Here is a 19,207-nt window from a genome sequence, read left to right as displayed (position 1 = left end):
GACGGACGCGGCGACCGGCGGCTGCTGTGAGCGGGCATCCCGCTTTCTAAGAGCACTCCCATAAAACGATCACGAAACGGCAACGTCCCGCATTCGGGGCGCAAGCGCCGGGTAAATTCAAATCACCGGCACAACGCGGTGTCTTTGTACATACGCATCAGTGACACTTCGGTGAACGGAAGCCGTCGGTGCAGGGCACGGTGCCCTGGTCCGCCGATCGACTGTCATCCGTTAGTCACACAGTTCAACTCATGGGGGGTCGACTATGCGCTGGAACGACAGGAGACGAAACGTGACCACCACACCGCAGGTAGTGATTCTCGCGGCAGGGATGGGCAGCCGACTCGGACGCTCACTGCCGAAGCCGCTGACCGAGCTCAGCGACGGCCGCACCATCATGCAGCAGCAGTTCGACAACATCCACGCGGCGTTCGGCCCGAAGGTCAAGGTCACGATCGTCGTCGGGTACAAGCTCGAGCACATCGTCGAGGCCTTCCCCGACGCATCCTTCGTCTACAACGAGCAGTACGACCAGACCAACACCTCGAAGAGCCTCATGCGCGCGCTGAAGTCGAGCGGCAATGGCGGCGTGCTCTGGATGAACGGCGACGTCGTGTTCGACCCGGGCGTGCTCGTGCGCGCTGCGGAGGCCATCGCACGCGACCAGTCGTTCGTCACGGTGAACACCGCCAAGGTGTCCGATGAAGAGGTCAAGTACACCACCGGCGCCGAGGGCTACATCGAGAAGCTGTCGAAGACGGTGAAGGGTGGTCTCGGCGAGGCCGTGGGCATCAACTACGTGTCCAGCCGCGACAAGGCGGCGCTCCTCCACCATCTTCAGCACGTGGACGACCAGGACTACTTCGAGCGCGGCCTCGAGCTGGCCATCCAGCACGACGGCATGCTCGTCGAGCCCATCGACATCTCCGACCTGTACGCGGTCGAGATCGACTTCGCAGAAGACCTGGAGCGCGCGAACCTCTTCGTCTGATCCTGCTTCCACTACGGATGCCGTCGGCCGATCGGGTCGACGGCATCCGTCATTTGCAGGCGGTGCCGACGTGCGCGACGAGCGCGTTCAGGGACGGCGCTGGAGGGCACCCTACGATGGGAGCGTGACCACCTACGCCGACGTGCGCCCGACCCAGCGCACACCGTTCGCGCGGTACCGTCACTCGCTCTGGCTGCTCACCAAGCGCGACCTGCACGTGCGGTACGCGACCAATGCGCTCGGCTACGTTTGGTCCATCCTCGACCCTCTGCTGATGGCCGCCATCTACTACCTGGTCTTCGTCGGCATCTTCCACAGGGGCGGTACGGGTGAGCAGCCGTACATCGTCTTCCTGCTGAGCGGGCTCCTCCCCTGGACCTGGTTCAACGGTGCCGTGCTGGACTTCACGCGGGCGTTCAGCCGCGAGGCGAAGCTGATCAGGTCGACGGCCATCCCGCGGACGATCTGGATCAACCGGATCGTGCTGAGCAAGGGCATCGAGTTCGTGTTCTCGCTGCCCGTGCTGGCCCTGTTCGCGATCTTCGCGGGCGCGCACCTGAACTGGACGGTCCTGTACTGGCCGGTGGCGATGCTGATCCAAGCCGTGATGCTCGTCGGGCTCGGGCTGATCATCGCCCCCGTCGTCGTGTTCTTCAAGGATCTCGAGCGAGCCGTGCGGCTCATCCTGCGGCTGCTGTTCTACGCATCCGCGATCGTCTTCCAGATCGGCGATGTGCCGTCCTCATTCCAGGGCATCGTCGCCCTGAATCCGCTGGTCGGCCTGTTCGGCCTGTACCGGTCGGCGTTCTTCCCGCACGAGCTGAGCTGGAAGCTCGTGCTCATCTCCGTGGTCGGCTCGCTCATCTTCCTCGCGGTGGGAGTGCTGGTGTTCCGGCGCACCATCCGCACGGTGCTGAAGGAGATGTGATGGCCGAGACGACGACCACGGATGCCGTCGCGACGTCACGCGCAGAGCGCGCGGTCATCGACGTGGCGGGCGCGGGCATCCGCTTCAAGCGCAACAGGCGTTCGCGCCGCAGCTTCAAGGACCTGTTCTCCACCCGCACCCGGCGCTCCCGTCCCGACGAGTTCTGGGCGCTGCGGGACGTGTCGTTCTCGGTGCGACCGGGCGAGGCCATCGGCGTGGTCGGCCGCAACGGTCAGGGAAAGTCCACTCTGCTCAAGCTCGTGGCCGGCGTCATCCTGCCCGACGAAGGCGTCGTGGACGTGCGCGAGGGTGTAGCGCCCCTCATCGAGATCACGGGCGGATTCGTCGACGATCTGAGCGTGCGCGAGAACGTGTATCTCACGGCCGGTCTGCACGGCATGACGAAGCGGCAGATCGATGAGCGATTCGACGACATCGTGGGGTTCGCCGACATCGGGAACTTCCTCGACACCCCGTACAAGCACCTCTCCAGCGGCATGAAGGTGCGAATCGCGTTCAGCGTGATCACGCAGTTGGACGAGCCGATCCTGATCGTCGACGAGGTGCTCGCTGTCGGCGACAAGGCTTTCCGCGAGAAGTGCTACCGCCGCATCGAGGAGATGCTCGCCGCCGGGCGGACCTTGTTCTTCGTCTCGCACAATGAGAAGGACCTGCGCCGGTTCTGCAAGCGCGGTCTGTATCTCGAGGGCGGGGCGCTCGCGCTGGATGCCGACATCGCGACCGTGCTCGAACGCTACAACTCCGAATACGGCGTCTGACTCTCCCTGTCCCTTCCGCGCCGGCCATTCCGCTTCGCCGCCTCGCATCCCCTGCCCTCGCTGCGCGGGGCTTCGCGTCCCCAGGTCATCGCGGAACACCCCTGCCCACCGCTCCGGCCGCCGCGTCGGACGCCGCCTCTAGCGTGCCGGCATGACCAGCTCTCGAACCCGTACCGACCCTCATCCGCCGCCTGCCGCCTACCCTGTTCCGTTCGCCTTCGATCGCAGTACACCTCCGCGCTATCGCCTGCGCAATGCGAGCCTGGAGACCCTCACGGGCGTGCGATTCTCCCTGCTCGGGGCCGGCAGCATGCCGGTGCAGGCGCCCATCACGCTCGAACCGGGAGAGGTGGCCGAGATCCCCATCCACGGGCATGATCTGGCGCGATCCACCGTGCTCGTCGTGCGCTGGCACCGCGCGAACGGTGACGAGTATCTCTGGCGTGCGAGCTTCTGACCGCTCAGCGCATCCGTTCACGTTCGCGAATGAAGTCCTTGGCGGTGTACTGGCGATGACGACCGGGAAGGTCGGCGAGCGTGAGGCCCGAGATCAGCTCTCCCGCATCGGTGTCGAGCGCTGTGGCGATCCGGATGACCGTGGTCAGGCTCGGATTGGCGCGCCCTCGCTCGATCTTGCCGTAGTTCGTCGGGTGGATGTCCGCCAGGTACGCCACCTCTTCCTGACTCAGTCCGAGCGCGGTGCGGATGTTCCGAAGCCGTTCGCCGACCGCGCCGGCAGCGCGGGAGAACGGCTCGACCATGCGATCTTGTCTACGAGCGGCACAGCGTTCGGGTCCAGAGCGTTCGTGCCCTGTGAGAGATCGACGCCAGGCCGCGAAGAGTTCGTGTTGATCGATGCCCGATCGATCACGGTTTCGACCGGCGGCGAGCACGACGAGTACCGCATGCGGAACCGCAGCGTCGCAGGAGAGCGACGCTGCTCACCCTCCCTGCTCCGCCCACACGGTGCGTGAGGGTCAAACCGTGCAAGGGAGCCGGGCGAACGCAGGCCGAACTACGCCCCGCCTCCGCGCCCCTCGGCATACCTCTCGATGATGATCCTCGCGGCGTCGTCGAGCGTGTCGCGCGGCATGCCGAGCTCGTCGCGGACCCGCGCGCGACCGAGCAGCATCGTCTCGTACTGCGATTCGGAACCCGGGACGTTGCCGCTGTCCATCGCACGGATTCCCATGGAGTACCAGCGCTGCGCCTGCTGGGATTCGTCCACCAGCTCGAAGAAGCCGCCGAGCACCAGGAACGTGTTGATGAGCTGCGGAGAATCCCTGCGCATGGCATCCGCCAGCTGGAGTGCCGCATCCTTTCGTCCGCCCTGGTAGAGCGCCTGGACGATGAGCGCGCGCGGGTCGACGTACGTGGGGCCGCCGTCGTCTCTGGCAGCCTCGTACATGCGCAGTGCTTCAGCGTGATCGCCCGCGTAGCCGAAGTTGTCGCCGGCCTCCACGAGCACGGCCGCGCGAGACACGCCCTCTGCCAGCGTGAAGTGCTCGTCGTCGGTCGCCCAGGCACGCAAGGTCTCCGCGATGGCGATGTTCTCGCCGCGATGGGCACGGTCGCGCGCGGTGTCGAAGTCGGTCTGCGTGATCAGGCGGGGCATCCGGCCAGCTTAGGAGAAACGCCACGAGCACCTCCCCGCCCGCACGCGGCCGCGGCCCCCGCAGCCAGGCCCATGCCGCTGGGAGAATGCACGCCCTCCGTAGACTCGATGGCATGGCACGCTCGAAGAAGGTCAAGCCGATCGTCGGCGTCACCGGCACGAGCACGTCGAAAGGGGTCGGTCTGCCGCACCGCGTGAACCGGGGAGTCGACCGGTTCCTGGCCGTGCAGAGGCCGGCCGTTCTCGCCCATCTGCGCAGCATCAGGCGGCGGCATCCGGATGCCACTCCCGAAGAGGTCGCCTATCTCGTCGGACGGCGCTACCTCATGGCTGTCACCACCAGCGGCACCGCCGTGGGTACCACTGCCGTGATCCCGACGGTCGGAACCGCCGTCACTCTGGCCTTGTCAGCGGTCGAGACGGCCGCCTTCCTCGAAGCGACGGCGTTGTTCGCGCAGTCCATCGCCGAGCTCCATGGGATCGCCGTCGAGGATCCAGAGCGCGCCCGGGCTCTCGTGCTGGCGTTGATGCTCGGCAAGGAGGGATCGGCGCTCGTGCGGCAATGGGGACTCGAGCTGACGGAGCGAGAGGTGACGAGGGGGATGTACTGGCGGCAGGTCGTCTCCAGCAGCATCCCGCGCGTCGTGGTCGGTCCGCTGATCCAGCGGCTTCAGAGTGCGATGACCCGCCGTCTGGCGACGGCCGGATCGGCGAGCATTATCGGAAAGGCGCTGCCCTTCGGGGTGGGGGCGGTCGTCGGCGGAGTCGGCAACCGCATGACCGGCGCCCGAGTGCTGCATTCGGCGCATTCGGGTTTCGGCGCCCTTCCCGATACCTTCCCCGAATCGCTCGCCGACGTGCTGAAGGTCGAGCCGGAAGAGGAGACGGCCGTCGCCGCTGCACCCGGCTCCGAGTGAAGCCCCGTCACCGACTGCACTGAGCTCCTGCCGCCGCACCACAGCGCTCGCCGCCGCGTCACTCGCTGAGCAGGGAGTCCGCCGTCTCCGCATCTGTGCCGTCGCCGTGCTCCAGCGACGTATCGTCCGTGGCGTGCAGGGTCGCGAAGCGCTCCCACTCGTCCATGAGGTGCTGCACGGCGTCGTGGAAGCGCTTCGTCGTCGCTCCCGGTGTGGTGTCGCCGAAGTAGCGCTCCACCCAGTACTTGAGACGCTCGGCCGCGGCCTCGTCGTGCTGCAGGTCATCCACGATCGACACGATGTCGGGCGCATCCTTCTCGTACAGCCATTCGCAGGCCGATAGGTATCCGCCGTGATCGATCTCGGCCTCGGGATGCACGGGATGCGTGATGAGGAGAGGCTTGCCCGCTGCGAGACGGTCGTACACCATCGCCGAGATGTCGACGATGGCCATGTCGGCCGCAGACAGCTGCCAGCCGAGCTCCGGGCCGTCGTCGTAGACGTGCTTGGCGGACGGGTCGGCCGCGTTCGCGGACTCGATCGCCTGGATGATGCGCTTGTTCGCGTTGCCGTACTCCTCGTCGACGACACCAGAGCGCGGGTGCGGCCGGTAGATGACGCGGTGGCGACCGGTCGCCAGCAGCTGTTCCACCAGGGCGACACCGTGCGAGGCGACGGACCCGTAGGCCGCGGCGGCTCTGTCGCCTTCCCATGTCGGCGCGTACAGCACGACCGTGCGGTCGTCGGGTGTGTACGGCAGGGTGCCGGAATAGAAGTCCGCCTGCGGCCGGCCGATCTTGATGGCTCGCTTGTCGAAGTCGTAATCCCACAACACCCTGCTCAGGCGGGCGATGGCGGCGTCCCCGGCCACAAGCGCGTAGTCGTACGCCTTGAACTGGTTGGTGGTCATGTACATCTTGTCGGACTCACCGTGGTTGATGAACACGTGCCAGCGCCGGCCGTACCGCATCATCTGGAAGTTGCGGGTGTTCTGGTTCACGTAGAAGATCACGCGCAGGTCTTGCTGGGCGATGGTGTTCTCGAGATCGACGACGGTGCGCACGTAGGCGACGGGGATCGGCGACTCATCCAGCAACACGGATGCGCCGACCGGCGAGCGCGACAGGATGACCACCGGCCACGTCTTGCTCAGTTCCAGCAACGGCTTGTACCACTGGCGGATCTGGTACATGTTCACCTTGCTGTCGGCGAAGTACACGCCGATCTTGAACCTGCCGGGCTCCAGCTCCGGGGCCAGTGCCAGCCGATTGGCGAGATCGGCGCGAGCACGGCGCTGTACGAAGGCATTCCTGATCAGTCGAACGCCGGCGCGAGCGTCGTGTGCAAAACCCATGGCGTCAAGAATATTGGACGATTCTCAGGACTCGGTGGACGTCGGATCCCCTTCCGCTGTCGGGCGCCCGCCGGGTCGGCGCGGGTCTCGCTCGTCATCCCCGCCGGTCGAATCGGTACTGAGTAGGTCAGCAGCGGCCAGATCGGCGCCGCTCAGACCACAGCCGGTCAGATCAGCGGCGGGCGCCCGGCACGCGTCATCCGCCAGACCGTGCGCCAGCTCATGGGGCGCCGCTCCCCCGGGTCGTCCCGCCACCCGGCAGCCCATCCGGCGAACCACGGACGCAGGGTGCCTGGCACCTTCGCCGCCCTGAGCAGCTGCACGCCTGTCCACGTCGCCACATACACCGGCACGAGCACCGCGGGCAGATTGCGCCTGGCAACCCAGACACGGTTCCGGGCATTCCGCCAGTAGAAGTCGGAGTGCCTGGTCGTCGGCACATTCGGATGCCTGGCCTCGAGGTCGCCCGCGTACCAGGCGCGCCTGCCCTGATCCCACACCCGCCACGCGAGCTCGATGCCCTCGTGCGCATAGAAGAAGGGCGCCGCCCAGCCGCCTGCCGCATCGAACACCTGCCGCGGCATCACGATCGCACCCTCCAGCAGCGAGAACACGGCACTCGATCGTGCCGGGTCACCCTTGCGCAGTCGCGGCACCCAGCGCCGTGGAGCCGGCGATCCGTCGACCGTGCGCACGCGCGGCTGGAGCACGCCGAGGCTGGTGTCGGCGCGGAAGCGGACTACCGCATCCGCGAGGAACGTCTCGCTCTCCACGTATTCGTCGTCGTCGAGGAAGAACAGGAACTCTCCCGACGTGAACGGCACGCCGGCATTGCGTCCGGCGGGGATCCCGACGTTGTCGGGCAGTCCCAGCGCCTTCACGCCGTGCGGGAGTCCGGTCGGCTCCCACCCGTTGCCCACGCACACCACATCCACCTGCACGTCGCGCTGAGCGAGCACGGATGCCAGTGCCCGAGCCAGCTCCTCGGGTCGCGTTCCCTGCGTCAGCACGACGACCCCCACGGTCGCCGGCACGACGGGCGAGGAGCCCCGATCCGACCGACCCGTCATGCTCGCAGACGCTTGGAGCTCATGATCGCCAGGAAGTGGCCGACGAGCGCGAGGATGGCAAACGCCAGCAACACGACGAGGTAGACGCGCTCGGTCGCGGGCGAGCCGGTGAACAGCGCGATCACCGCGACGACGAACGTGAGGATGGTGAGTTCGACGGAGTGGAACATGCGATGGAACGGGAAGAACCTGACCGCGCGCCTGGCGAGCGCGACGAGGCGTTGCTGCGGGGCGGCATCCGCTTCGGCGTTGCCCAGTCGCGGCAGGCCGGCGTAGGCACGCGCGACCCTCGTGAGGTCGTTGAGCGCCTTGTTGAGCACGAGCACCAGCGCGAGCGCGAAACCGAGCGTGGTCCACAGGTAGTCGTCTGGCGCCTGGAACGGCCACGCGGCCGCCCTGAGGCCCAGCGCCACGGCGATCAGCGTCTCGGTGCTGTAATGCCCGACCGCGTCGAGGAAATGCCCGGCCGGAGACGAGCTGTTGCGCCACCTGGCGACCTCTCCGTCGCAGCAGTCGAACAGCATCTGCAGCTGACCGAGGATGACGGCGACCAGCGCGCCCCAGAACCCGGGGATGAGCAGGGCGGCGGCGGTGAGCCATCCGGAGAGGATCATGAAGCCGGTGACGCCGTTGGCGCTGATCCGCGTCTTGAGCAACGCCCAGGTCAGGTAGGGCGAGATGTCGCGCAGGTAGAGATGCGCGGTCCAGTGCTCGGCATTGCGCCGCTGCCGCACCTCCGGCGGTTGCGTCACCTCGCGGAGTTGCGCGATGGACGCCGGTCTACGGCGGGAATCCGAAATCGACACGCTACCTCCCCGACCGGCTGTGCAGGTCGTGCGACAACTCCAAGAATCCCCCGATGAAACCCACACCCCAGCTGACATGGATCGTGGGCACGACCACGATGAATCGCAGCATAGCGGCGAACCCGTCCCTCGAGCCGATGATGAGTGCGGCCACCACGACGAACAACAGGTAGAGAACGGGCACGATGAACGCGAGCGTCAGCCAGCCGAGCGGCGCGCCGATGATGAGACCGGCGAGCCCCAGAAGGCCCACGATGCTCGACGCGGCGAGCAGCACGACCAGCACGGGCGGCGCGAAGTAGCGCAATGAGTTCGCGGAGGGGAACCTGCGCACGAGCTCGCCTCGCCACATCCCGGTGGCGAAGAACTGGTTGACGAGCGAGCGGATGCTGGAGCGCGGCTGGTACGTGACGACGAGCTCAGGGGTGAACCACACGGTTCCGCCTGCGGCACGCAGCCGGCGGTTGAGCTCCCAGTCCTGTCCGCGGCGCACCTCCTCGTCGAACAGTCCGACGGCTTCGAGGCGGTCGCGGCGGAAGGACCCGAGGTAGGCCGTCTGCGCCGGCCCTTCCTTCCCGCCGACGTGATGCTGGGTGCCACCGAGTCCGATGCGCGACCTGTACGCGCGGGCGACCGCCTTCTCGAACGGCGTCGTGCCCCTGGCATCCATCAGGCCGCCCACGTTGTCGGCCCCGGTGCGCTGGAGCGTCTCCACGGCGATGCGGGTGTACTCCGGCGGCAGCAGCGAATGCGCGTCGACCCGGATGACGATGGGGAACGAGGATGCCCTGATCGCCACGTTCAGCCCGGCCGACGTGGAGGCCACGGGATTCGGGACCAGGCGAACGTTCGGATACTCGCGGGAAAGCTGCTCCAGCACGTCCTCTGTGCCGTCGTTGCTGGGACCGACCGCGAGCGTGATGTCGTACGGTCCGGCGTAATCCTGAGCGAGCAGGCGCTCGACCGCGGCGCGCACGTACGGCGCTTCGTTCAAGACCGGCATCACGTACGAGACGCCGGGGAGGCTGCCGGCGCCGCCGGCGCCTTCTCTGCTGGATTCGCCCATCACATCCGCTCGTCGAACCGTCGGCTCAGCCTATCAGCGCGATGGCAGCGGGCATCCGGGAGGCGCACAGACACCAACCGCCGGTTGAGCTTGTCGAAACCACTTGGTGCGGGGTTTCGACACGCGCCTTCGGCGCTGCTCAACCGGCGGTAGTGGTCACCGGGCTGCGGTGTCGTCAGTCCGTCGACAGTGTGCCCAGCGTGACGTCCGTCTGCTGCGTCTGTCCGCCGCGCTCGTACGTGATGCTGGCCTTGGCGCCACCGGGCAGCGCGCGCACCTGGGCGGTGAGGTCGGTCGCGTTCGTGATCGGCTTGCCGTTGAAGTTCGTCACGATATCGCCCGCCTTGAGACCGGCGTCGGCCGCCGCTCCACCGGAGCTGACCGACTTGATCAGAGCACCGACCGTTGTCGCACTGCTGTCGGACGTGGAGTCCGCCACCGTGGCGCCGAGCAGGCCGCTGGATGCCTTGCCGTCCTTGATGATGTCGTTCGCGACGCGCTGCGCCACGTTCGACGGGATGGCGAAGCCTACGCCGATGCTCCCGGACTGGCCGCTGGAGTCGTTGGACGACCCGGCGCTCGCGATGGCCACGTTGATGCCCATCACCTCGCCCTTGCCGTTGAGCAGCGGACCGCCGGAGTTTCCGGGGTTGATCGCGGCATCCGTCTGGATGACCGGAAGCGAGATCGTACTCTGCGCGGATGACTGACCGCCGTTGCCGTTGCCGCTTCCGTCGCCTCCGCCGTTCTGATCGAAGTTCCAGAAGTTGAACGGGCTGTTGTCGCCGTTGCCACCGTTGTCCTGCTGATCCTGCTTCGGCGCGGCAGAGGAGGCGATCTGGATGCTGCGGTTCAGAGCGCTCACGATGCCGTTGGTGACCGTGCCGGAGAGCCCGAGCGGTGCGCCGATGGCGATCGTGGTGTCGCCGACGTTCACCTTGTCCGAGTTGGCGAACGTGGCGGGGGTGAGCCCGCTGGCGTTCTGCAGCTTGATGACCGCGAGATCGAGCACCGGATCCGTGCCCACGACCTTGGCCTTGTAGATCTTGCCGTCGTTGGTCGTGACGGACACGCTGCCGCTGCCGGTCTCACCGTCGAGCGTGACGACGTGCGTGTTCGTGAGCACGTAGCCGTCGTCGCTGAGGATGACACCCGATCCGGTGCCCGCTTCCTGACTTCCGGTCACGTTGATGGTCACGACGCTCGGGCTGACCTTGGACGCCACGGCCGTGACATCCGTCGCCGTCTGCGGGTCATTCACCGTGACATTGGTGGCGCCGGTCGAGGTGACCGAGCGGGTGCTGTGCGTGTTGGCAGCGTAGACGCCGACCACACCGGCCCCGACGCCACCGCCGAGCAGTCCGGCGAGCACGAACCCGGTGATCAGGATGCCGGCGCGGTTGCCCTTGACGGTTTTCTGCTTCGTCGGAGCCTGCTGTCCCGCGTGCTGCTGCGCGTAGGGCGGCTGGCCGGCATAGGTCGGCTGCCCGAATGCGCCATGCTGAGGCTGGGGCGCCTGCTGCGCACCATACTGGTAGTGGCCGGGCTGGCTGCTATAGGCGGGCTGGCCGTAGGGCTGCTGCGCGTACGGGTTGTGCACGCCCGGAGCGCCCTGCTGAGGCTGCTCGCCGGCTTGGGCAGGCGAGGTGGGAACGGCGCCGTACGAAGGAAGCTGTTCCGTCGGCTGTGTCTGGTTCGCCGCCGCAGACGGTGCTGTCTGGGCGGGAGCCGCGTCAGGCGTCTGCGCGCTGGGAACGTGCGATGTCTCTGCAGCGGGCGCGGACGGCACGTCGGCGGGCTGCTGCTGAGCGGTCACCTCTGCCTCACCGGGCAGAGCCGAGCCACGCTCGCCCGGCTGAGTCGCGGCGACGGCCGAGTCGTCAGCGGCGGGCTGCTGGGGGGCCGTCTCCGGCCTCTCCGCGGGGTCCTTCGGTGTGTCGGTCATCTGTCGTGCTCCTTCCAAGCACTCCAAGCATCCGCTGTCATGCTGGGCGTGGATTATGGGCAATCTGTGAACCGACTAGAACAATTCCATGGGTTCGGCATGACCCGTTCCCGGCCTCCCCGGAAGCGGATCTCGCCGCCACCGGCATCCGCTCCGATGCGGCAAAGCTCAGCAGCCCGGCCCTTGCGGATCGGCCTGGCAGTTGCGTTGCACGAGCACGGTCTTCGCGTCGGCGGCGACGACCGTGAACGTCGGCGCGGACAGTCTCAGCGTACCCGGCACGCCCAGCCACGGCCCCGACGCGATGCTGTACTGCGCGGTGTATTCCACGGTCAGTCGCACCTCATAGCTGCCGCCAGCTGAGTAGATGTGACTGGTCGGAGTCGGGCTGAATTCCGGCAAGCCCCACTGCTTCCAGGTGCGACCGCCGGATGCCGTCGAGGCGCTGACGCCGTCGCCGTAGTCCCAGAGAAATGAGACGGGAGTGAACCGAACGCTCGCCGGCCGGCCGAGCAACGTGCCGGATGCCGTGTGCTGGGCCGCACCGGAGACGAAGTTGGTGTCGAGCCCGATGATGGCCCAGCCGTCAGGCTCGCTCGCGACGGTGGGGCGCTGTGGGAAGAACGAGGCGAGGTCCGACATCGCGAGCGTGGTGCCTGTCACCTGGATGCCCGTGTCGCCCAGCTCGAAGTTGCACTTGCCGACGCCCTTGCACGTCGTCCCTGTCGTCGTCGGCGGCAGCTCCTCGTCGCCCGACGCTGCGTCGTCGCCTGCCGAGTTCGAGCCGGAATCGCTCGCCCCGGAACCGGAGCCCCCGCCGCTCGACGCGCCCAGGTCGACGTGATCACCTGAGATGGTGCCGGTGGAGCAGAGGCCAGCAGACCACTCGGCAGCCGTGCAACTCGAATCCTGACGTGCGGTCGGCTGCACCAGCGCGACGAAGCAGAGGGCACTGGCTAGCAGAAGTTGTGGCCCGACCATATGTCACTCCGGGAAAGCAGCAGGTGGTTTTTGTCTCGTGCATCGAAAGCGAGTTCGAACGGTATGCGCGGGGAGTCCCTCGATGGAGTTACGTCCTCCCCCTTGTCATTCAGCACATGGATATTCACACTGCTGAAGCAGACGTAGGCGTCGATGGATGTGCCGGATACATTGCCGATTTGCATCGAATCGAACGTGTTAGATCCGGTCGTGTGCAACGCTTTGCTTCGGAACGAATCGAATCCCTTCAGTTCCCGCTGATACTGATGCGTCGTCACATACGGCTTGATGCGCTCCGGGTTCGCACCACCGTCGTGTGAGATCTCGTCCGACACCTTCAGGTATGCGGCGTAGGCATCCGTCGCGGCTTTGAGCGCTTCCGCGTCGGACGAGAAGAGGGGCGTCGCCGCTGGGCTCGACGACGGCGTGGGCCGGGGATGTGCCGGCGTGCAGGCGGCGAGCGCGAGCGCGACGAGTGCGGCGAGAGCCACGGCGGGCATCCGTCGGCGCAGGGACATGCCGACAACCGTAGGGCAAGACATGGGCTCGGCCCACGCATTATCCACAGGGGCACGCCCGGGGACGACAGTGTGGCCTGGACCGCCTCGCATGCGCCATCGCGCTAGCGTGAGACGCGCGACGAAGCGCGACGAGACGAGCGGAGGCACGATGACGGCGTTGATCCCCGGCAACTGGCAGAGCGCTGCACGCGGTGCGGGACTGCTGGGCGACGACGGAACGGTGTCCCCCACGATCTTCGCCGAGATGAGCGCGCTCGCTGCCCGCACCGGGGCGATCAACCTCGGGCAGGGGTTCCCTGATGAGAACGGACCGGCCGAGGTCATCGACGCGGCGGTGCGGAGCATCCGCGACGGGCTCAATCAGTATCCGCCCGGCATCGGGATGCCCGTTCTGCGCGAGGCGATCGCGGAGCACCAGCAGCGCTTCTATGACCTCGAGGTCGATCCCGACCGCGAGGTTCTCGTCACGGCCGGAGCGACGGAGGCGCTCGCGTCGACGCTGCTCGGCCTGCTGCAGGAAGGCGACGAGGTCGTCACCTTCGAGCCGTTCTACGATGCGTACGGGGCCACGATCGCGCTAGCCGGCGGCATCCATCGAACGGTGCGGCTGCGCGCGCCGAACTTCGAGCCGGACCTCGACGAGCTGCGCTCGGCCGTCACCGACCGCACCCGCGTCATCCTGGTGAACGACCCGCACAACCCGACGGGCGCCGTGTTCGGACGTGAGACCCTCGCGACGATCGTCGAGCTCGCCCATGCGCACGACGCCGTCGTCGTCACCGACGAGGTGTACGAGCACCTGACGTTCGATCGTCCGCACATCCCGATCGCGACCCTCCCAGGTGCTCGCGACCGCACCGTGACCATCTCGTCCGGCGGAAAGACGTTCAGCACCACGGGATGGAAGATCGGCTGGGTCGTGGCACCGCCGGCACTCGTCACCGCCATCACGGCGGTCAAGCAGTTCCTCACCTACGTGAACGGCGCGCCGTTCCAGCCGGCCATCGCCGCAGGGCTCCGGATGCCCGATGCCTTCTTCACCGACATCGCCGCCACCCTCGCGGCGAAGCGCGACCTGCTCTCCGCCGGGCTGGAGAGCGCCGGATTCACCGTGTTCCCCTCGCACGGCTCCTACTTCGTCGTGGCGGATGCCGCTCCGCTCGGCTACACCGACGCCGTCGCCTTCTGCCGTGAGCTGCCCTCGCTCGCCGGCGTGGTCGGCGTTCCCATCTCGGCCTTCTGCGGGCCTCGGATGCGCGGCGAGGCGGCATCGCTCGTACGCTTCGCCTTCTGCAAGCGAGTCGACGTTCTGGAACGAGCGGCCGCCCAGCTGGCCGACCTCGGATGACGCCGGCGCGCTGGTATTGAGAGCTACGGCGGGCCGGTGCTACTGACTGCGCCAGCGCGCGGGCTCGGACGTGGCCTCAGCGCGTGGGCACGACGGAATAGCGCCGAAGCGACAGCGCGGGATTCGTCGAACGCACAGCGTCGAGCCTTTCGCGGCTGAGCCACGCGACGCTGACGCCGGGGCGCTCCCCGGCATCCGCCAGCACGACGCCCATCGGGTCCACGATCACGCTCGAGCCCACGCCGACCGGACCGGTGTGGTCGGCGGCCGCCACGAAGATCGTGTTCTCGATGGCACGTGCCGTGATGAGCGTGCGCCAGTGGTGCTCCTTGAGCGGGCCGCGCACCCACTCGCTGGGCACGACGACGAGCTCCGCGCCGGCATCCACCAGCGTGCGCGTGATCTCGGGAAATCGGAGGTCGTAGCACGTCTGGAGCGCGACGGTGAACCCGCCGACGGTGAACAGCTGCGGCTCCTCGAGCTCTCCGGGGAGCACGACGTCGGACTCCCGTGCCCCGAAGGCGTCGTAGAGATGCTGCTTGCGGTACACGGCGCGGATGCCTTCACCCGGCACTGCCGCCGCGAGCGTGTTCGAGAAACGGCCGGGGTCATCCGTGCGCTCCGCGAAACCGGCCACGATCGCAGTGCCCAGCGCGTCGGCGAGCTCGGCGAGCGCCGTGGTGAACGGTCCGCCGAGCGGTTCCGCGTGGTCGAGGAATCGCGCATCCACGGGATCGACGAAGTAGGACGAGTATTCGGGGAAGACCACGAGGTCTGCACCGCGGGCGGCTGCGACGGCCGCGAAGTCTGCGATCGCGTCGAAGTTCACCTCGGAGTGCGCTCCGGGTGCGAACTGCGCGACGGCTACCGCAATGGCGCCGGATGCCCGCTGCTCGGCCTCCGTCTCGCTCACGACAGCGCCCCTTCCGCACGCAGAGCGGCGCCGCTTGCCGGGAGTCGTCGGCTCGATCCGCTGCTCGCCACGTCGACCATCCCTTCGGAGTGCATCCACCCCGGACCGGGAAACGGCCCGCCCGGGAGAGACGAAGAAGGCGCCCCGTGGCGGGACGCCTTCTCCGATTGGTTGCGGGGGCAGGATTTGAACCTACGACCTCTGGGTTATGAGCCCAGCGAGCTACCGAGCTGCTCCACCCCGCGGCACGTCATCAAGCCTAGCATGCGGGCATCGCGGGTCGAAATCGAGCGCCGGCGCGACGAGCGTCCGGGCACGGACCGTTCGGCGATCGCCGGCGCCAAGGCCCGTCCGCGCGACACCGATCGACCTGCACGTCATCGGCACGTCGCCGGCCTGCCGACCGAAGTCAGGTCGCCAACCGAAGTCAGGTCGCCGGCCGAAGTCAGGTCGCCGGCCGAAGTCGGCTCACCGAGCAACAGCCCCGTCCGAGTCGCCTCGGCCGGCCCGGTCACTCGGACGGCGGTGTCACGGGCTCAGCGCCCCGCTCGACCTTCACGCCTGTGAACTCCACGTCGACGGGTTCGAGGAACCGTCTGCCGTTGATCTCGTCGTGCCGCATGAGCGTGGGCGGGTCGACGTGCACGCGCAGCACGTACTCGCCGTCCTCGGGCAGCGTCCAGTTGCGGGCGTAGTGGTAGATCATCGGATGCCACACCAGCACCTGGTCGTGCGGACCGAGCTCCTCGCCCGCCGGCGTGACCAGCGTCGCGGTGACGGATGCGCCAGGCACGAAGCGGCCGTCCGACCCGTCGCAGACCACGATCTCCAGGTGCAGGTTCTCGTCCTGCGGGTTGTTCCAGGTGAGCTCGCCGTCGTCGAAGCTGTACATGCCCTCGGCATCCTCGACCGCGTAGCCGATCAGGTAGTCGCCGACCTTCTGCATGCCTCCTCCCTTGGCCACGTCGCCCACCATGTAGTCGACTGCCTTGCGGTAGGCGTTCCCCTGTTCGACCGCGAGCTCCAGCTGCCGCCTCGTCGCCTCGGATGTGTCGGGGTCCATCGGGGGCTTCTCGTCGCCTGACAGCTCGGCTCCCGTCGCTGCCGCGTCGCTCTTGTCGGTGGCCATCGGCATCTCCTCTCGTTCGGTGCTGCGGACCGCACCGAGCACACGACAGACACGATAGGAATCGGGTGGGACCGGCGGAACCGGCTTCTCATGCCGACGCGAAGCTGCTACGCGTGTTCGAGCGGGGCGACGCCATCCGTCGTTCTCGAGCGGACGCGGCGTGGCCGATCTCTTAGACGATTCTGGGATCGGGGCACGAAGACTCGACGGGGCCCGTTCCGCCCAGGAGTCGCACGTGAAGTCACCCCTTGCCCGCATCCGCCGACAGGTTCGGCGGGTGCGTCGTGCCGTGCAATACGACCGGCACGCGTTCTGGCGCACGCAGCCCATCCGTCCGGGAACCGTGCTCTACGAGTCGTTCTCGGGCAACGGCGCCCTGTGCAATCCGGAAGCGATCTTCCGCGGCCTCATCGCCGATCCCGAGTTCGCCGGCTACGAGCACGTGTGGGTCCTCGCCGACCGCGATGCGGCACCGGATTTCGTGCGCGAGTTCTCGCACGACCCGCGCGTGAGCTTCGTGCGTTACCGGAGCAACGGGTACTACCGGGCGCTGGCGACGAGTCAGTACCTCGTCAACAACGCCACGTTCCCCGCCGAGTTCGGCAAGCGAGCCGGCCAGATCTACCTCAACACGTGGCACGGCACCCCGCTGAAGCAGATGGGTTTCGACATGCCGGGCGGAGCGCTCGACTCGGCGAACACGTTGCGCAACTTTCTCGCGGCGGACTTCCTGCTGGCGGCCAACGACTTCATGGCCGAGCGCATGTACGAGGATGCCTACCGGCTGCGGAACGTCTACACCGGCCGCATCATCACGGAGGGCTATCCGCGCATCGACCGGCAGCGGCTTGATGGGACAGAGCGCGGATCCGTGCGGGCGGCACTGGAACGCTCAGGTGCCGACGTCGGAGACAAGGCGATAGTGCTCTACGCGCCGACATGGCACGGCGAGAGGTTCAGCCGGCCAGCGGACGACATCGACCAGCTCGTGCACGATGTGCGGATGCTGCAGCGCGAGCTCGGTCCCGACTACGTGGTGCTGCTGAAGACCCATCAGATCGTGCACTCGTTCGCCGCGTCGAGGCCGGAGCTGCGGCGCATCCTCGCTCCGAACGCGTTGCCGACGAACGTCATCCTCGGCGTCTGCGATGGGCTCGTCACGGACTACTCGTCGATCTTCTTCGACTATCTGGCCACCGGTAAGCCGATCGTCTTCTACACGCCCGACGCCTCGGGCTATGAAGAGACCCGCGGAACGTACTTTCCGCCCGAGGAGCTTCCCGGCCCGGTCGTCGACGACGCGAGCGCCGCCGGCCGCACCATGCTCGCCCTGCTGCGCGGGGAAGCATCGTCGCCGAGGTATGCGCAGTGGCAGGGACGATTCGCACCGCTGGAGGACGGAGGCGCGACGCGGCGCGTGATCGACGTGGTCTTCAGAGGACTCACGGACGACTACCGCGTGCGGCAGGCGGCATCCGACGGGCGGAAACGCCTCCTGCTCTACGTCGGCGGGATGCGCTCCAACGGCATCACCACGGCCGCGATGAACCTGCTGGCCGGCATCGATCACGAGCGCTACGACGTCACGGCGCTCATGTCATACTCGCGCCGCGGCTGGGCGCGAGCGAACCAGGCGCTCATCCCTCCGCAGGTACGCCAGATCTACCGCATGGGCGGCATGAACGGAAGCAAGATCACGCACCTGCGCCGCAAGTGGGACGAGCGCCGCGCCGACACGGAAAGCGCCGGACCGGCGAGCGTGGATTCGCCGCGCTACCAGCGTCTGTGGGACGACGAATGGAACCGGGTGTTCGGCGGCGCGCGGTTCGACTGGGTCGCCGACTTCAGCGGATACAGCCCGTTCTGGACGACGTTGCTGCTGCACTCCCCGGACGCGCCCCGGGCGATCTGGCTGCACAACGAGATGGCGGCGGACAGGAACCGCGAGGTGAACGGCAGGAAGCGCATGCTGCACAGCCTCGGCCGGGTCTTCGCGCTCTATCGTTCCTACGATCGGCTCGTCTCGGTGTCCCCTCGGCTGACGGAGCTGAACCGCAAGGAGCTCGCCGAGTACGCGCCGGCCGATCGCTTCGTGACCGTGCGCAACCTGCCGAACGTGGACCGCGTGCTCGACGGGATGCGGCAGCCGCTCGCGGAACTGGACGGGCATCCCCGCGACGAGGAGACGGAGGAGGTGCTCGTCCCCGACTGGGTGAGGCAGCTGGAAGACCATCGCGGGCGATGGTTCGTGACGGTCGGACGGCTGTCGCCCGAGAAGAACCATGCGCGGCTCATCAGGGCGTTCGCGGCTGTGCACACCGCGCACCCGGAGACACGGCTTCTCATCGTCGGACGCGGGCCGCTGCGAGACGATCTCCAGGCTCAGATCGACGATCTCGGGCTCTCGGATGCCGTCACTCTCACCGGCGCCTACCAGAACCCGTTCGCCATCATGGCCGCCGCCGACTGCTTCGTGCTCTCCAGCGTGTACGAGGGGCAACCCATGGTGCTGCTCGAGGCGGCCGTGTGCCGGCTGCCCATCGTGTCCACCGCCTTCGCGTCGGTGCACGACGCTCTTCCGTCCAGTCCCCTGCGTGTGGTGGGACAGGACGACGCCGCGCTCGCCGACGGCATGCTGGCGTACCTCGACGGCGACGTGCCGTCGAGCTCGCTCGACGCGGATGCCTATCGGGCCGAGGTGGCGAACGAGTTCGCGGCGATCGTCGACGCCGGGCAGCCGGTCGCGGGATGACTGCGGCGTCGCCCGCCCAGGCGCGGACGGCCGGGCAGGCCGGCACGCAGCCGGACGTGCACCCGCAGACGGATGTGCCGGCATCCGTCGTT

General features: G+C 67.6%; 17 protein-coding genes, 1 tRNA gene and 1 pseudogene. 7 read left to right on the top strand and 12 right to left on the bottom strand.

Annotated elements, in window-relative coordinates:
• Positions 1–292: 292 nt before the first annotated feature.
• The 4 genes and pseudogenes from VHB92_RS10410 (at position 293) to VHB92_RS10395 (ending at position 3,155) form a co-directional block, all read left to right on the top strand.
• Entirely contained in the window at positions 293–991 is a 699-nt protein-coding gene (locus VHB92_RS10410) for a phosphocholine cytidylyltransferase family protein (protein WP_325453682.1), read from the top strand.
• A gap of 124 nt (positions 992–1,115) precedes the next feature.
• Positions 1,116–1,919 carry an ABC transporter permease gene (locus VHB92_RS10405; RefSeq protein WP_325453681.1) on the top strand — a complete coding sequence of 268 codons (804 nt, stop codon included), beginning with the start codon at positions 1,116–1,118 and terminating at the stop codon, positions 1,917–1,919.
• A 179-nt stretch (positions 1,920–2,098) separates the two neighbouring features.
• Positions 2,099–2,698, top strand: a pseudogene (locus tag VHB92_RS10400) (ABC transporter ATP-binding protein); the annotation flags it as partial.
• Between the two features lie 151 nt (positions 2,699–2,849).
• Positions 2,850–3,155: a hypothetical protein gene (locus VHB92_RS10395; RefSeq protein ID WP_325453679.1), complete on the top strand. Its 306-nt coding sequence runs from the start codon at positions 2,850–2,852 to the stop codon at positions 3,153–3,155.
• Positions 3,156–3,159: 4 nt separating this feature from the next.
• Here VHB92_RS10395 and VHB92_RS10390 read toward each other — a convergent pair whose 3' ends face one another.
• Both VHB92_RS10390 and VHB92_RS10385 read right to left on the bottom strand, forming a co-directional pair.
• Complete coding sequence (locus VHB92_RS10390) at positions 3,160–3,459, bottom strand: helix-turn-helix transcriptional regulator (protein WP_325453678.1); 300 nt, start codon at positions 3,457–3,459, stop codon at positions 3,160–3,162.
• A 254-nt stretch (positions 3,460–3,713) separates the two neighbouring features.
• Positions 3,714–4,313: a tetratricopeptide repeat protein gene (locus VHB92_RS10385; protein ID WP_325453677.1), complete on the bottom strand. Its 600-nt coding sequence runs from the start codon at positions 4,311–4,313 to the stop codon at positions 3,714–3,716.
• Between the two features lie 113 nt (positions 4,314–4,426).
• Between VHB92_RS10385 and VHB92_RS10380 the strand changes: the two genes are divergently transcribed.
• Positions 4,427–5,230, top strand: a complete 804-nt coding sequence (locus tag VHB92_RS10380; RefSeq protein ID WP_325453676.1) for a hypothetical protein — start codon at positions 4,427–4,429, stop codon at positions 5,228–5,230.
• A gap of 58 nt (positions 5,231–5,288) precedes the next feature.
• Here the strand turns inward: VHB92_RS10380 and VHB92_RS10375 are convergent, their stop codons facing one another.
• The 7 genes from VHB92_RS10375 to VHB92_RS10345 all read right to left on the bottom strand — a co-directional run bounded on the left by VHB92_RS10375 (position 5,289) and on the right by VHB92_RS10345 (position 12,970).
• A complete protein-coding gene (locus tag VHB92_RS10375) occupies positions 5,289–6,584 on the bottom strand; it encodes a CDP-glycerol glycerophosphotransferase family protein (protein WP_325453675.1) in 1,296 nt (431 codons plus the stop codon).
• A 167-nt stretch (positions 6,585–6,751) separates the two neighbouring features.
• Positions 6,752–7,654 (bottom strand): glycosyltransferase family 2 protein, encoded by a 903-nt coding sequence (locus VHB92_RS10370; protein WP_325453674.1) that lies wholly within the window; start codon positions 7,652–7,654, stop codon positions 6,752–6,754.
• Positions 7,651–8,460: a CDP-alcohol phosphatidyltransferase family protein gene (locus tag VHB92_RS10365; protein ID WP_325453673.1), complete on the bottom strand. Its 810-nt coding sequence runs from the start codon at positions 8,458–8,460 to the stop codon at positions 7,651–7,653. Before VHB92_RS10365 ends, VHB92_RS10370 begins: the two co-directional genes overlap by 4 nt.
• A gap of 1 nt (position 8,461) precedes the next feature.
• Entirely contained in the window at positions 8,462–9,526 is a 1,065-nt protein-coding gene (locus tag VHB92_RS10360) for a glycosyltransferase family 2 protein (protein ID WP_325453672.1), read from the bottom strand.
• A gap of 175 nt (positions 9,527–9,701) precedes the next feature.
• Positions 9,702–11,471 carry a S1C family serine protease gene (locus VHB92_RS10355; RefSeq protein WP_325453671.1) on the bottom strand — a complete coding sequence of 590 codons (1,770 nt, stop codon included), beginning with the start codon at positions 11,469–11,471 and terminating at the stop codon, positions 9,702–9,704.
• A 168-nt stretch (positions 11,472–11,639) separates the two neighbouring features.
• Positions 11,640–12,452, bottom strand: a complete 813-nt coding sequence (locus VHB92_RS10350; protein WP_325453670.1) for a PKD domain-containing protein — start codon at positions 12,450–12,452, stop codon at positions 11,640–11,642.
• Positions 12,428–12,970, bottom strand: coding sequence for a hypothetical protein (locus tag VHB92_RS10345; protein ID WP_325453669.1), 543 nt, complete (start codon positions 12,968–12,970; stop codon positions 12,428–12,430). The genes VHB92_RS10350 and VHB92_RS10345 overlap by 25 nt, the downstream gene beginning before the upstream one ends.
• Positions 12,971–13,121: 151 nt before the next feature.
• Here VHB92_RS10345 and VHB92_RS10340 point away from each other — a divergent pair, with 151 nt between their 5' ends.
• Positions 13,122–14,321 (top strand): pyridoxal phosphate-dependent aminotransferase, encoded by a 1,200-nt coding sequence (locus tag VHB92_RS10340; protein ID WP_325453696.1) that lies wholly within the window; start codon positions 13,122–13,124, stop codon positions 14,319–14,321.
• 76 nt (positions 14,322–14,397) lie between these two features.
• Here the strand turns inward: VHB92_RS10340 and VHB92_RS10335 are convergent, their stop codons facing one another.
• The 3 genes from VHB92_RS10335 to VHB92_RS10325 all read right to left on the bottom strand — a co-directional run bounded on the left by VHB92_RS10335 (position 14,398) and on the right by VHB92_RS10325 (position 16,363).
• On the bottom strand, positions 14,398–15,234 hold the full coding sequence (locus VHB92_RS10335; protein ID WP_325453668.1) for a carbon-nitrogen hydrolase family protein: 837 nt from the start codon (positions 15,232–15,234) through the stop codon (positions 14,398–14,400).
• A gap of 168 nt (positions 15,235–15,402) precedes the next feature.
• Positions 15,403–15,479: transfer RNA gene (locus VHB92_RS10330), tRNA-Met, on the bottom strand.
• A gap of 266 nt (positions 15,480–15,745) precedes the next feature.
• On the bottom strand, positions 15,746–16,363 hold the full coding sequence (locus tag VHB92_RS10325; protein WP_325453667.1) for a hypothetical protein: 618 nt from the start codon (positions 16,361–16,363) through the stop codon (positions 15,746–15,748).
• 235 nt (positions 16,364–16,598) lie between these two features.
• On the opposite strand from VHB92_RS10325, the gene VHB92_RS10320 reads away from it, so the two are divergent.
• Positions 16,599–19,115, top strand: coding sequence for a glycosyltransferase (locus VHB92_RS10320; protein ID WP_325453666.1), 2,517 nt, complete (start codon positions 16,599–16,601; stop codon positions 19,113–19,115).
• The last annotated feature ends 92 nt before the right edge of the window (positions 19,116–19,207 follow it).

It is taken from the genome of Humibacter sp. (assembly GCF_035547335.1).
Classification (GTDB): domain Bacteria; phylum Actinomycetota; class Actinomycetes; order Actinomycetales; family Microbacteriaceae; genus Humibacter.
This window is presented reverse-complemented; position numbering and strand designations above follow the sequence as displayed.

What these genes read in the sequence shown, in the direction of transcription:
- VHB92_RS10325 (WP_325453667.1), bottom strand. Translation starts at nt 16,363, where the DNA reads ATGGCCACCGACAAGAGCGACGCGGCAGCGACGGGAGCCGAGCTGTCA.
- VHB92_RS10385 (WP_325453677.1), bottom strand. Translation starts at nt 4,313, where the DNA reads ATGCCCCGCCTGATCACGCAGACCGACTTCGACACCGCGCGCGACCGT.
- VHB92_RS10370 (WP_325453674.1), bottom strand. Translation starts at nt 7,654, where the DNA reads ATGACGGGTCGGTCGGATCGGGGCTCCTCGCCCGTCGTGCCGGCGACC.
- VHB92_RS10340 (WP_325453696.1), top strand. Translation starts at nt 13,122, where the DNA reads ATGACGGCGTTGATCCCCGGCAACTGGCAGAGCGCTGCACGCGGTGCG.
- VHB92_RS10345 (WP_325453669.1), bottom strand. Translation starts at nt 12,970, where the DNA reads ATGTCCCTGCGCCGACGGATGCCCGCCGTGGCTCTCGCCGCACTCGTC.
- VHB92_RS10355 (WP_325453671.1), bottom strand. Translation starts at nt 11,471, where the DNA reads ATGACCGACACACCGAAGGACCCCGCGGAGAGGCCGGAGACGGCCCCC.
- VHB92_RS10395 (WP_325453679.1), top strand. Translation starts at nt 2,850, where the DNA reads ATGACCAGCTCTCGAACCCGTACCGACCCTCATCCGCCGCCTGCCGCC.
- VHB92_RS10360 (WP_325453672.1), bottom strand. Translation starts at nt 9,526, where the DNA reads ATGGGCGAATCCAGCAGAGAAGGCGCCGGCGGCGCCGGCAGCCTCCCC.
- VHB92_RS10390 (WP_325453678.1), bottom strand. Translation starts at nt 3,459, where the DNA reads ATGGTCGAGCCGTTCTCCCGCGCTGCCGGCGCGGTCGGCGAACGGCTT.
- VHB92_RS10380 (WP_325453676.1), top strand. Translation starts at nt 4,427, where the DNA reads ATGGCACGCTCGAAGAAGGTCAAGCCGATCGTCGGCGTCACCGGCACG.
- VHB92_RS10350 (WP_325453670.1), bottom strand. Translation starts at nt 12,452, where the DNA reads ATGGTCGGGCCACAACTTCTGCTAGCCAGTGCCCTCTGCTTCGTCGCG.
- VHB92_RS10375 (WP_325453675.1), bottom strand. Translation starts at nt 6,584, where the DNA reads ATGGGTTTTGCACACGACGCTCGCGCCGGCGTTCGACTGATCAGGAAT.